Raw genomic sequence first — 14,335 nt, forward strand, 5'->3', positions numbered from 1 at the left:
ACAATAAATATTGTTTCTAAAAATAAAAAAAGTGTTACTCATTTTCAAGTAACACTTTTTTTAAGTCATTAGATGAATGATATATTATTTTTCTGCACCAAAAATTTTAGTCCATGTTTGAGTATTGTCGACTAGTTTTTGATTACCATATAAAACCTGATATTGCACATTATATGTATTTGGAATAGACGTAATCAGTGTCGTTGATTTTAAGTCAGTATTTTCTATTTTAACTGCGCCACGATATGGTAAGCCCTCACGCTCCTCATCTTGATTAACTTTTATTGCCAGTGGATCGGTTGTTGTAAATTTAATTTTATAATCACCAACAGCACTATTTTGCACAGAAATTTGACCATTTGAAGAGATATTTAACTCTGTTGGCGTTTTTAAGGTGTATTTAAGCTGATAATTTTCAAATAAATAGGCGACATTTCTGAAACCCGTTCCATTTTTTTCACTGGCTTTTACACTGAAACTTTCTGAAGAAACTTGAGCAGAGTCTTCCGTTTCAAGAGATTTCAAAGTACCAGAGAAAGTCTTTGTTTCGAAGGTTATCGGATTTTCTAAAACCAAATTTTTGAAGGTATAATCACCATCATTATTGATTACCGTGCCGCTTTTCGCAACCAAGCTTTGATGTTTATCTCCTTCAAATTGATAAAATAAACCTCCGCATTCATTAAAATCAATCTGATTATTTACAATCTTATATTGACCAGATTCACATTCAGCATCTGCATATAAAACTTCATCTACGCCATAAAGTGCCGTATCAACCATACCAAATGCAAAACTTTCTTTAGCAGCTAAAATATGCGACTGAGCCGAAGTTTCTATAATCTTTTGCTTCAATTGCTCTGTTAATTCAGTATTTGGTGTTTGTGGGTTTTCTTGATTTTTAACAGGTGTGGAATCATCACTTCCTCCACAACCACTTATAATCAAACTTGATATAATCAATGTGCTATATATTAAAGTATTTTTCATTTCTTATTTCCTTTATCCATATAGCTCAATTATATTCAGTAAAAGAAATACTCACATTCCCATTTGGGAATGTAATTGATATCTTTTATTTTTAAATCAAAGCAATAAAAAAACCTATAAAATAATTTTTACATTACTTTATAGGTCTGAGTAAAATACAAGGACACTCAAAAAAAAATCAAATATGCATAAATTTAAGCGTAATCCCCATCAACAATCGCATCAATTCTGCTTGTGATCTACATTGCATTTTATTATATATGTTTTTAATATAGATACGGACTGAACCATAAGTTATACTTAACCTTTCTGATATCTGTTCAAAATTAAGCCCATTAACAAATAATTCACATACATCCATCTCTCTATTGGAAAGTTTATATTTCTGCAACAAAAATCCTCTCGCTAAATATTGAGGTTGATTAGTCTCTGTAACAAACACAATCGACATTTTTTTAGATTTATTTTTTTGATCCATAAATGGCAATATACTTAACATTAGAGATTGATTTTTTTCTTCCTCATAAAGTGCTAAAATACCTCCTGCATCATAATTAATCATTTCATTTTCAAATAATGCAGTTTTAATCAAAAAATCAAAATTGTCTTGAAACTTAAGTAAAGTTTTTAATTTATTATTTTTATCCATTTTCAATAATAAAGATTTTTCCATGATCTTTTGAAAAATTGAATTTGAATAACAAAGCTGCATATCTTGATTAATTAAAACCACACCAATATTAAAATGATCTAAAGCACGGTAAATATTTTTCTTATCTTGATCTAAACTAATCATTTGACGATAGATTTGCAAAGCACGACGTAAATGTACGCCTAAACGTTTCAATATCGTTTCTTCTTGCTCAGTATATTGCGCTAATTGCGGAGCACGGTGCACAGCAAATACCGCCCAACTATAAGCACTACGCTCTAATAAAACCGCTGCCGTATGAGTGATGTTAGTGGGTTTTGCACATTTTTCATAAAAAATATACTCATCTGTGCCAGGCATCTCCGCATAATGTGCAAAAGTACTTGAAATGGTATCTCCCAACATTTTTTCTTGCCAATAAGGTGCATGTAGACGCATATCAAGAATTTTGACTTGTTCGTCTTGATATATTTTTATACATGAATCAGAAATATTATGTGTAAATACAAAGTCATAATCTGGGCTTAGTTGATCTGTTGCCGTAAATATTGCCGTAGTACTTTCGGTATATTCAGCAATTTCAAAAAGTACATTTTGCCAACTTGACGGATTTAATGCGGCTTCATAGATCATGCCGATGATTTTATTCTCTTGCTCTAGCAACATACCCATTCCCCCCAGAATGTTATTGTTCTTTTTTTAATGCTATATAAATCACATAATTTTTTATATCCTCATTTAAGGATGTTTTTAATAAATTCAAATATTTTTCTTAAATTTTTATTTTCTCACAAAACGCATCAATAAATGCATCAACTCAACCTGTGAATTACATAGCGTTTTTTCAAAAATATTGCGTAAATATGTCCGAACAGAACTACGAGTTAAGTTCATTTGGTCTGCAATTTGCTCTAAATTCAATCCATTTACAAAAAATTCACAAAGCTGAAGCTCACGCTTGGTCAATTTAAAACGCTTAATCAACTGATCTTGTGATAATTGATATATCACCTGATTTTTCATATTTTGCATCGACACATCAGGTTTTTCTTGCTCAATACTCACCAACACTAATGGCCGTGTTCCCCAAAATAAGATCTCCTTTTCTGAAAGGAGCAAGTTCATTTTAAGCAGTAAATCTGTATCCGCAATTTTAAAATCCATATTTTTATATAATTCTATTGCTTCCTTTTGATAACGAAAATCACGCTCTATTTTGTACAACACGGCTAACAATCGTTGTTGTTCTGCTTCACCAAGCTGTAAGCGATGATCTTTAAGTTTTAAAACTGGATGCTGATCAAACAAAGATGCTGCAGCTTGATTGTGATGTACTTCCTGACCTGACAAATTTAAGATAACAATCGGTTGTGGCAATTGATCTACAAGTTCAAAACCAACAATACTATCACTTGAAAATTCAAATAACTTCTTTAGTGAAATTACCACCCTTTTCAAGTGAATAATTAATCGATCCAAAAATTCAAGTTCTGTTTTATTCAACGCCTTTCTTTTCACAGATGTCGTGATCGTCAAAAATACACAAATTTTATCATCCCAAATGAGGTCTTTTGTTGCGACAAATCGTAAATCTACAGGTAATAAAATTTTTTGATACAAATCGGATTTTGCTACAAATTCTTCTGTTATATGACTATTGCATTGATACCAACCTTGCCGATTTGGATCTAAAAATTGTCCCCATCTCGGATCATCTTCTACTGGATATCGTAAATAGTCTAATTCTGTAGCTGCATAAGCTTGTTTAGGTAAAACGCCTATGCCGTTACTATATGAAATCATATTAAATGTAAAATCTATTGCTTGAATATGCACATAATTTACATCCATTATTTCGATTAAACGTCGAGCAAATTTTTGCCATCCATTTTCATCTACTGCAATCTGATAAATCAAATCACATAATTCTTCATAGTAAATATCAAGTGAATTCATTATGTTAATTTTTAGTGATTATTAAAAAATAATCTATTGTATTTAATACATTAATTCAATAGTACTTTCCCCCAAAAAAACTTTATTTTTCTTGGTTAGAATTTATTATCTTCAATTTTTCTTCTTGCTAAATCATGTTTTTCTTATCCAATTTTATTGTATTTTTCACATTATTTTATCTGTTTTTTCCAAACATTTTAAACCATCGTTTTTTACAGATTTTCAATTATATTTTCATCGAGTGAAATGCATAATAAAGCCAAGTCTTATCATAAGTTTTATTCAGTCACAGGTTATCTCATTACTATTAACTGCCTTTTTTGAGTAAAAGTACTTTATAACTCTCCAACAGGGCTGTATATAATATGCACATTTCGTGCAATTATATTTACATGCCCTTTGTTTACGTTAAAATTAAAGCTTTAATTTAATTCAGATAAATTAGAGTTAAATTATTCCATCATTTAAGTAAACATTTAACAATGCTATAAACCCATCCATGTTTGAAGTCATGAAATAGATTATCCATTAAGCTTGCTATACGTTCGTTTGATCAAAAGGTCAGGTTTCCTCAAATTAAAGGTTTGAAACGACGCATAGTGGAATGATCTGGGTAGCTTTTGCTAACGCTACTCTGCGGTAAAATTCACATGAGATTTCATAATAGTTGTAAATGTTTTTTAACATTAAAGTCTATTTCATTTGATAGTGAATCAATAAATCAGGATCAACAGCATTTTTTAATAAATAATCCCGATAATATTTTTCATAACGATATGCCACTTGTCCATAATTCTCAACCATCACATTTGGATTGCCATGCACATATCCATCTTTTTGTTTTATTTCATCCAGACTTATATACTTTTCACCTTGTTTTAAAGGATAGCGTAAATCTTCTAAACGCAAAGGGTTATTGGCAATACCTTCCGTATTGGGTGGTATTTCTTTGACATAATACCAGTTCGTATCAAGCCATATCTCCTCGTCATTTAACTCAAGAGGAGCATCGGGATTACTATAATATTCTGAGTTTATATCATACAGCCCAAACTCTAAAAAGCCTGAAACTTGTTGTACGGGATAATCCAACTTTTTAATATCATCTTTATTGACTTTAGTTTGACGAAATTCTTTAGAACCCTCAGGATAAAATTCAAATGTTTTTAATGGATTATCAGAAATATAAGCTCCCTGTTTCTCAACATGTTGTTCTGAATGATAAGGTTTAGGATAAACTAAGTAGGTTGGATAAATTTCAGGCTCTTTAAGCATATGAGCCCCGTTCCAGTCCAAGTCTCGTTCCCTCTCTTTCCCATCAGTAATAAAGTAGAAAAAATCACTTAAATGATCCCCTGCACGCGCATATTCCCCCAAATCACAAAGGCTATCTAAGTCTATAATCTGATTCATAATTTGATAAAAATCATCTTCTGCTTGTTCATAAGGAAATGCCGTTGGTTTTTGTCCTTGATTAAATACTGTTTTTTCTGAAAAATAATAAGATAATGTTTTGGGAAATGCTGTTCCAAATGAAACATAGTGCTGCGGATTATTTCGTTTAAAAAATAGCGCTTTTTCTAAATGATCTAAAGTAGGATTAATCACTTGTGAGACGACTATATCCAACCATACATTATACATGCTCCAATGATCATAATTTTCACGATAAGTTTGTTTGTTCATGGCATCAAATTTTAATGCCAATTCTTTTAATTCTCTTGTTAACTTCAGCATTTTTTCGCCTTGCTGAATGTCATAAGCACGATACATGACATAACAAGAAAGCTGAAAATAAGGATTCAGCAAATAACGATGTTGTAAATCTAAAATCATTGTTTTGGTGAACTCCCATCGACAAATACAACAACATGCCCCGATAAGAGCTGTTGTTCATGATTTAGCTAGCCCCATCGACGCATACTGATAATTATTATACCCACCCAACACCCCTATAGGGTCTTTAGATATAAATCGACCTACATACGGTGCACAATACCGATATCTATTATAGTGAAGTCCCGTTTCCTTTTACTTGTGCTTCAGACTGAGTAGTGCTCGCTCTTTGCCCATCCCCCTGAAAACGAATATTAGTGTTAATAATTTCATTATTTAGAATATATTATCTACATAATAATTTAAAAATCACTCATGATCTATAATTTTGGAATGAGTAAAAAAATCACCAAAACTATTAAACAATTTGACTTTGCTTTTATCATCCATCCAATACTCCCAAATAGACATATCATTTAAATCATAATACAATCGTTTCCCATCACTAGAACTCCCAAATACAAATGTTTTAGTATATTCTTCATTTTCTTTATTATTTCCTACAGACTCCCACAATATTAAATATTGATAATATTTTAAATTATTCTCAATTTTTGAAAATAATTTATCTAATGAATATAGTTCATATAAAATATCACCTTTTTCGATCTCCATATACAACTTAAATTCACTTAATAATTCTTTGTATTCATTAAAAAATAGAATATTACTATCTTTTTCTAATTTTTCTATATTTAACATAATTATTTATCTCTATTCAGATTTACAATATTTTGGTTTATCATATTATACCACCCTTTGAATTCCTATTTAGAAACCATCCCGCATACAATAAAAATACTAATATCTATTGCAGTAAAAACTTGTTACATTATCCTATTGTTTGAGAATTATCATGCTCTTTTTTTACTTAAACACTTAAAAAAAATATTCTTATTTATATTTCCTGAGTCAAAATTATTACATTTAAGTTCGTTTCCTGTCTTATACTAATTAAATGAAAAAAAGGGTTTCTATTCAAATAAAACCCAATATTTTATTAAATCGTTTCAATTCAAAAAATCATCCATATCTTTGAATATTTCCCCAAAATTCATGATTTAAAGCTCCAACTTCGCTTTCAATATCACTTAATTTTTGAAGAGTAAATACAACAGTACCAATACCTCTAAAAAACAAATTAAAATTTGAAGCAACTTTAGTTCTACTATCTTCACTAGTGAAAACTTCTATTTCTCCATTTGTACAATCTATAACAACTGAATATGGATCATTATAAGCAAATAATAGTAAATTTTTCGGCCTATCACCACATCCCCACCACTGATTAAAATCATTTTCACTATTTAATTCACTTATTTGGTTCAAGTAATTACCTGAACCAAATGCAATATTCCCTAATGAAAATTCATCTACATTATATTTTAATATAAATTTTTTTAACTCTGGAGGAATAGTAATATTTAAATTGACTTCTACTTTTTTTAAATCTTCTGTAACATCTCTTTTCTGTTGTATTAAAATCAAGTCCGTAAGTTCCAATTCAGATAAATCAGAATTTTTACCAAACTTTTGCTTAGAAAATATTTCAATTTCCTCAAAACTCAATAGCATGCTTTATACCATTTATATTATTTAGTATATAAAATACCATCACATCCATGCACTTAAGACTTGGACGTATACATACTTTATTCATATGTCTAAAATAAAGCTAGTTATTAATTATTTCCGAGTCCAAAACATCACATTTATGCTATTTTCAGGTTTTAGACTATTTAAATAAAAAATAAAATTCCATTTAAATATAGTCTTGTTTAAATTATGAAAACTGCCAAAAACCAGCAATAATCTCATCATTTTTTCTATATAAATACAATGCTCCACCAGAAAAAATAAATCTATCTTTAACTATGTTTTCTGGATAATAAAATTCATCAATTTGCATAAAAAATTTATATCCATCTTTTTCCAACTCACTGTAATAGTACTTCTCTTCTTGAATTAACATCGGATTATCAGAAAGAGTAATAAAATCAAAATTTTCATCATCGACTTCGTCATAACCCATTAGATTCGCTTTCCTTATTTCTGTAATCGTATAATCTTTTATTTCACTTTCATCGTCATGATTATGTAAAAAAACTTTTACTAAAATCTCAGGATATATTCGGCTTTGTTGCACAAAGATTTGAAATGCAAAGCGCCCCTAATTGAGCCAAATTTAAGGCGTAACTTGGGTAAGTGGGCGACCTAATTCCGTAAATCTGTTAAGGACTGCTACACGTGCATGGATCTCATTCACTTGGCTATCAAAACTCCTTGCACTGAGTTTATCTCCTAATAATTTGATGCAATGCATCTTAGTTTCAACCAAACTTCGCCGATGATAGCCTGACCATTTTTTCCATAGTGTCCTGCCTAAACGTTTAATTGCTCGAAGTAATTCATTTCGCTCTAGCGAGCTACTCTTTGTATCTTTCCATGGTTTCGCATTTTTTCTAGGTGGAATCACCGCATGCGCTTGCCGATCTGCAATGACCTGACGGCATTGCTTGGTGTCATAAGCTCCATCGGTATAAACAGAGTTAATCTGCTCATCTTGTGGAATCTGATTAAGTAAATCACCAAGCACCTGTGAATCACTGATATTATTGGTTGTAAGCTGAACTGCTCGTATTTGTAGGGTTTTAGCATCTATACCAATATGAAGTTTACGCCATTGGCGACGATATTCAGGTCCATGTTTCTTGCGTTTCCATTCGCCCTCACCTAGAAACTTCATGCCTGTAGAGTCCATGAGTAGATGCAGCCCATCGCTACTTTTTTGGTAGCTGATTACAATATCAATATGCTTTTGTCTTCTACAAAGCGTGGTGTAATCTGGAGCTATCCAATTTAATCCGCAAAGTTTAATCAGACTTTGCACAAAGCCAGTGACCATACGTAAAGACAGACGGAATAAGGATTTAATCATTAAGCAGCATTGGATGGCTGCGTCGGAGTAGGTTTGATTTCGCCCTTGTTTGCCTTTTGATGGAGCATACCATTGCGTAGCAGGATCAAACCAAATGGCAATATTTCCGCGACTCATGAGTGCTCGGTTATATGCGGGCCAATTGGTTGTACGGTAGATTTTGTGTGCAGGCTTCTTCATTTGAAAATTATATCGCTGAAAAACCCTTTACAGATAGGTTTGTGCAACAAAGCCTAGCTATGACTTAAATTGGGTCAATAAACATCAAAGTCTAAAACTTAAATAATATATACATAAAACATAATTTATCATTCGCGATAAAAAGCCTTCCCTCTAAAGTCATATCAGTAATTTCTTTATTATTATATACAGCACATTCAACACCCAATTCATTAGGGTCATCCATTTTAAATATTTCAAATATAGCCATATTTTTTACATGATAAATTTTATCAAATTCAATAATTGAAAATTCAAAAGGTCTTTCAAATGGAATATTTAAAATTTCATTCATTTCGTCATATATTTCTTCATTAATATCATATTTCTTTTTAAGATTTTCTTTTCTATCTAAGTTATATCATTTAAAAATTCAGTTACTAAGTCATAAGCTTGCTTTTCTATTTCAACATTAACGTCTAAATTCATTTTTTTACTATTCGATGGAATATCTTCTGTTAAACTTGAACTTGTGCTAAACCACTTAAATGCCCTATTTTTTTAAATTAGTACATTTAAAGGTTTGTGAACTTAAACTTGCTACTTTTAATCTTTTATATTCGGCAAAGATAGTTTTCAAAAAAAAAACAGCAACGAACCATCATCTATTCATAGATAGTTGCTGCCAAAAATATTTTTGCAAGTATTTTCCAATCAAGTTGATTATTTTCTATTTTCCCTAAAGCATCAAAATCTTTTATATTCTTGAAATAACCGTCCATATCATCAACCCACCCTTCAATACCTTCCAAATAATTGAGCAATGTATTATTTTCCCATTTATTATTATTTATATCATTAATCAACATCCTCATAAAACATAAAAAATCTTCTCTTGTTTCAATTTCTTGTACTTTTTTATTTAATTCATTCATTATTTTACTACCTTTGATTGACTATTACCTAATTTCAGTTTCATTGATGTTCCACCATTTGTTGTTGTCATTTTCCACATTTGTTGCTCAACCTCTTGAGCAGATGCCCAAGTAATAGGCATACATTTTTTAGCTAATTTAAATGCAGCCAATCGTCTATGATCTAAAGTCCAAACTTTTCCTGTACCATCTTTCCAAACTTTGGCACGTAATATATTTGCATCTAATGTACCATTTTTCAGCGATACGGCATTACCTAGCACTGTGTAATCTCCTGTTTGATTTTTAGCGCTACTCTGCATAAAGTGCACTGTCGAAGGATCTATTGTCCCTGCTGGACATTTTAATGGACAATTCTTGTTTAATCCAAGCGAATCAATCCAACCGGTTGGATTCGGCGCATACTGATAATCATTATACCCACCCAACAACCCAATCGGATCTTTAGAGATAAATCGCCCTACATACGGTGAATAATATCGATATCTATTATAATGAAGCCCTGTTTCCTGATCATAATACTGCCCCTGAAAACGAATATTATTGGTGATAATCTCACTATCCCAAATATCCCGCTTCACAAGAGTCTTCGCTTTACATTCACCCCAAGCTTTATACTCCGCACTCCAAACAATCGCGCCCGTTTGATCCGTCATTTCCTGTGGCGTACCAAGGTGATCACAGTGATAGAACCATACTCGATCAAATTTTTCCGCTTTTTGTGTTGTCTGCCAAAGTGGATCTTTATCTATATCGTATCCATTGTCCCACGTTGGAGTTTGATGTTGATTAATTTGTTGACGATAGCTCGCTTGGATTAAAGGGATAAAACTACCTATTTCATAAACATAATGCTTAGTATATTGATGCGTACTTTCAAATGCTAAAGTATCACCATCCCAACCATATTGCGTGGTTTCGGTATAGTTTCTATTGATGGAATCTTGCTTGCTTTTCTCTATTCGTCTTCCAAATGGGTCGTAGCGGTAATGCGTTTCAGCTTTATCATTTTTACTTTTAATTAGTCGCCCTAAAGCATCCCATTCGAAGTATTGGATATGTCCGCCATCCATTTGTCGTATCAGTTGTCCGTAGTCATCATATTGATACTTTTGATCAAAGTAGTCTTTAACAACATTTCCAACAAGGCTGTTATACCCATGTTTATGGGTAGGTTCATAATAGGTATCTTGTTTTTGGTACTGATTCGTTTTGTTTGGATTAATAATATTGCTTGCAGGGTCAAAGGCAAAGGTTTCTTGACCGAGTGCACTATTGGCTTGCAGTAATCTCCCTACAGGGTCATATTTATATTCGATATGCCCTCGACGCTTATCATGAATATCGGTTAATTGTCCTGCTTTATCATAATGATATAAGCGCTTGAGCAAAGCTTTGGTTTGGGTTTGTGCATTTTGATTTGAATTCGTTTGATACCCTGCGTCATCACCTTGATTGATCACTTGTGAAGTTAATCGTCCGACGTGGTCATAACTTTGTTCTTGGCTGATTCCATTGGCATAGTGACGCCCAATTTCCCGATGTAGATCATCTCGTTTAAAGCTAACACTGTCTTCGCCATTTAAAGCTAGACCATAAACATGCCCACTACCATAGAGTAACCAATCTACTTTTTGTCCATCAGGCCTGTGCGTGGTGGTTCGATTATTTAACTCGTCATAGAGATGTTGCCAAACCGCTGTACGTTGCATTTTTAAATCATGATGATGTTCATGCTTTAAATTACCCACTTCATCATAAAAATATTGCACTCGACTTTCAGGATTTTTCGCTTGGATCAGTTGCCCATTGCCATTATAGGCAAATTCTTCTGTGATACGTCCTTCAAGTAATGTCTGTTCATCACCTTCTTCTAATACAATTTTTTCGATTTGTGTACTAAAGCCTGCGGTGCGTTCGATCAAACGCCCCATAGCATCAAATTCGAAAGCTTGTACGCGATGTTTAGGTATATGTCCTTGTGTAGCCTGCGCAAGCTCTACGCTACGCTGTAACTCACCCGAGGTTTCTGAGTAGTGATAAATCGTTTCTTTACCATCAAAGTCAGTTTCTTTAAGTAAACGCCCCACAGAATCATAATAAAAATAGTAACTTGCCCCATTTTCATTGCTCAGCTTACTCAAACGACCGAGTTTATCCCAATGATATTTTAGGCTTTGTCCAAGTGGGTCTATACGTTTGCTGATCTGTCCTGCGACATTATATTCATATTGTGTTTTCTGTCCTTTAGGATCTGTATGTACCAACAAACGACCTTCAGCATCATGAATAAAATGTTCAATGCTTCCATCCGCATATTTAATTTGTTCAAGCTGACCAACCGCATTGTGCAATGTGTTTTGATCTTTTTCAGGATAGATATGTTGTCCTAGCTGGGTATAAATATAGGTCGTAACTTCATTTAAAGCATTTGCTGTTTGAATCAGGCGACCTCGTTCATCATATTCCCAAGTCGTTGCTTTTCCTGAACAATCAATATATTTACTCAGTTGACCTTGTGCGGTATAGCTCAACTGTTTAACACCACCTTTGGCATCTTGAATGCTAACAGGTAAACCCATACCGCTATATTGATATTGGGTTTTGCGTTCTAATGGATCTATATCAGCAGTCAAATTACCTTGTTGATCATATTCACGCTGCCAAATGTTTGCTTCAGCATCTCGAAAATGAGTTAGATGATTGCCTTCATCATAACCATAATATAGCTCGGTGCCATCGGCTTGGGTCATTTGAAGAAGATTGCTATTTTCATCAAAGTCATACAGGGTTACGCTACCATCGGTGGCAATATGTTTGGTGACATTTTGTGCATCATCTCTAAAGAACCACTCTTCAAGCCCATCGGCATAAACGGTTCGGTAGGTATAACCATCAATATCGTAGTAATACCAAGTTTCATCACCATGCGCATTGGTCACATAAGTGAGACGGATTTGGTCATCCCATTGTAGTCTGGTTTCATCGCTACCATCGTCAGCATATTCATGATATGCGCGCGCATCGGCATCTTCTCCATCCCATTCCAAATGCATACGACGACCTGTTAAGTCACTATAACTGGTCAGTAAATGTTTATGGTAGGTGTAATGATATTGATGTGCATCTTGATTCGTTGCACAGATTAAGTCGCCTGTTTGATTATATTGATAAGCTGCAAGCACACGAGCTTTGTCTTCTACTTCAAGCAATATCAGTTCACTGATTTGGTGCTGTGCATTGATTTTACTATGAATATGTGCAAGATCTTTTTCACCATGTTTGATGATGATGTCGGATAAAAATGTTTGTGAATCGACAATATGATGATAATTTAAACCCAGACTAAAATTATTTTCCCATCGCATCGTGCTTAGACGAAAATATCGATCAGATTTTTCAAAGATCAGCTGTGTACCATCATCAAAATAAACCAAGATAAAATCTTCAGTCACAGCACTATAATAAAATTGCTCTACAGCTTGATAATGAATCTCACCGACTTTTAAATCATTTAAAGTGATTGGACGACCATCAAAATAAATCAACTCTAAGGTTTGATTAATGTTTGGATTTGGATACTTCTGATTTTGAGCACTTTCTTTGTATTCAGCTTCAGTTTGTTTTACCACGATACGCAGGCTAAATGGAGTTAACCAGCGTGCACCAAATTCACTATCATCCATGTAATATAAATTTGAAGCGTAAGTTCGCATTAAATTTATATCAACTGGTAGATTTAAATTGGCATCAATATGAGTAATAAATTCCGTGCCTAAGGCAAAACTAATGGATTTTTTTGTGCCTGATGGACAATTTTTACAAGGACATGCATTTGATTTCGGTTTCGCTTCATGACCTTGTTTTTCAATCACATGACTGTCTTTTTTACTTTTAGCTTGAGTGGTTTGATTGGTTTTTACTGCTGCTACTTTCTTTTTACTTTTAAATATTTTAATCGCACCAATCAAGATTTCGATCAATCCCGCGATGCTGGCTAAATTTTTAGGATCATTAAGTTTTTGGAATTGTCCTGGCGCAGCCGTACCTATACTTCGTATGAAAGTACCCAATTTTAATATTGGTTGAGTCGGTATCACGGACATCGCAGCACCTGCATAAGCATTGCCGCCCGTCTTCACAGCGGCTTTAGCTATATTACTTAATGCGCCTAATCCATTCTCAAGAAATTTACTTGGGTTTCGAATAAAACTAGTATTGGCAGCTGTTGTAAGTTGCTTTTTGGCTGCATTGACATTTGAACCCGCATTGGTAAAAATTTTTCCTGTAGCTAATCGTTTCAGTCCATTATCTACGCCAAAACTTAACTCTTGAACTTTTGCACTACATTTATTTAAGATCCCAGGCAACTGCGCTTTTGCTTGGGTTGCAAATTTTTCAATAGTACCTGCGAGTGCATCATTGACCGCATCACTCACGACCATGATGATAGTATCACTGAGCACTCCTTTTGCGGCAGCTTTTGCTTCTTTAACTAAAAATAAGGTTGGACGTAAAGTGGTCCGTGCTGCTGCCATAGTAGGTGGTATAGGAATAATCCCAATAACATCAACCCCTAAAGTGACCCAATCACCAAACTCCGCTTTTGCAACTGTTTTATCAACGATCACGACAACATCATTTACAACATCAACTAATGCAATCAAATTTCCCAAAACAGGCAAAGAAGTTGCAACGGTTTTAAGCCGATCTAAAGTGACATAACCATTTGTTTGCTTTTGCAGCCAACGATCAAAACGAGCAGCACCTGCTTTTACATCACTTAGATGAACTCTGTTCAAGGGCTTAACAGCAACTTGGCCCGTGTTCTTTCTTGTACTTTGACCTTGTGGTGGAGCCATTTTCATA

General features: G+C 33.4%; 11 protein-coding genes and 1 pseudogene. All 12 read right to left on the minus strand.

Translation table 11 applies throughout. The annotated features are described in order from the left end of the window. Window positions 1–84 precede the first annotated feature (84 nt). The gene (locus F960_RS14540) at window positions 85–990 is read right to left on the minus strand and encodes a hypothetical protein (protein ID WP_004866557.1); all 906 of its coding nucleotides are present in this window, start codon (window positions 988–990) and stop codon (window positions 85–87) included. Between the two features lie 178 nt (window positions 991–1,168). Beyond that, a complete protein-coding gene (locus tag F960_RS14545; RefSeq protein ID WP_004866559.1) occupies window positions 1,169–2,308 on the minus strand; it encodes a helix-turn-helix transcriptional regulator in 1,140 nt (379 codons plus the stop codon). 114 nt (window positions 2,309–2,422) lie between these two features. Then, the gene (locus F960_RS14550; RefSeq protein ID WP_004866562.1) at window positions 2,423–3,598 is read right to left on the minus strand and encodes a helix-turn-helix transcriptional regulator; all 1,176 of its coding nucleotides are present in this window, start codon (window positions 3,596–3,598) and stop codon (window positions 2,423–2,425) included. Window positions 3,599–4,291: 693 nt separating this feature from the next. Then, entirely contained in the window at window positions 4,292–5,434 is a 1,143-nt protein-coding gene (locus F960_RS14555) for a hypothetical protein (RefSeq protein ID WP_004866565.1), read from the minus strand. 84 nt (window positions 5,435–5,518) lie between these two features. Next, window positions 5,519–5,626: pseudogene (locus F960_RS23235) on the minus strand (RHS repeat-associated core domain-containing protein); the annotation flags it as partial. 117 nt (window positions 5,627–5,743) lie between these two features. Continuing rightward, the gene (locus tag F960_RS14560) at window positions 5,744–6,136 is read right to left on the minus strand and encodes an SMI1/KNR4 family protein (protein ID WP_004866570.1); all 393 of its coding nucleotides are present in this window, start codon (window positions 6,134–6,136) and stop codon (window positions 5,744–5,746) included. Window positions 6,137–6,457: 321 nt separating this feature from the next. Beyond that, a complete protein-coding gene (locus tag F960_RS14565) occupies window positions 6,458–7,009 on the minus strand; it encodes an SMI1/KNR4 family protein (RefSeq protein WP_004866573.1) in 552 nt (183 codons plus the stop codon). A gap of 208 nt (window positions 7,010–7,217) precedes the next feature. Next, window positions 7,218–7,580, minus strand: coding sequence for a hypothetical protein (locus F960_RS14570; RefSeq protein WP_051141689.1), 363 nt, complete (start codon window positions 7,578–7,580; stop codon window positions 7,218–7,220). 39 nt (window positions 7,581–7,619) lie between these two features. Then, window positions 7,620–8,552 carry an IS5-like element ISAba12 family transposase gene (locus F960_RS14575; protein WP_020846600.1) on the minus strand — a complete coding sequence of 311 codons (933 nt, stop codon included), beginning with the start codon at window positions 8,550–8,552 and terminating at the stop codon, window positions 7,620–7,622. Window positions 8,553–8,643: 91 nt separating this feature from the next. Beyond that, window positions 8,644–8,886: a hypothetical protein gene (locus F960_RS14580; RefSeq protein WP_004866579.1), complete on the minus strand. Its 243-nt coding sequence runs from the start codon at window positions 8,884–8,886 to the stop codon at window positions 8,644–8,646. A gap of 310 nt (window positions 8,887–9,196) precedes the next feature. After that, a complete protein-coding gene (locus tag F960_RS14585) occupies window positions 9,197–9,466 on the minus strand; it encodes a DUF7660 family protein (RefSeq protein WP_004866582.1) in 270 nt (89 codons plus the stop codon). Further along, on the minus strand, window positions 9,466–14,328 hold the full coding sequence (locus tag F960_RS14590; RefSeq protein WP_004866583.1) for an RHS repeat-associated core domain-containing protein: 4,863 nt from the start codon (window positions 14,326–14,328) through the stop codon (window positions 9,466–9,468). Before F960_RS14590 ends, F960_RS14585 begins: the two co-directional genes overlap by 1 nt. Between the last annotated feature and the right edge of the window lie 7 nt (window positions 14,329–14,335).

It is taken from the genome of Acinetobacter gerneri DSM 14967 = CIP 107464 = MTCC 9824, from assembly GCF_000368565.1.
Classification (GTDB): Bacteria; Pseudomonadota; Gammaproteobacteria; order Pseudomonadales; family Moraxellaceae; genus Acinetobacter; species Acinetobacter gerneri.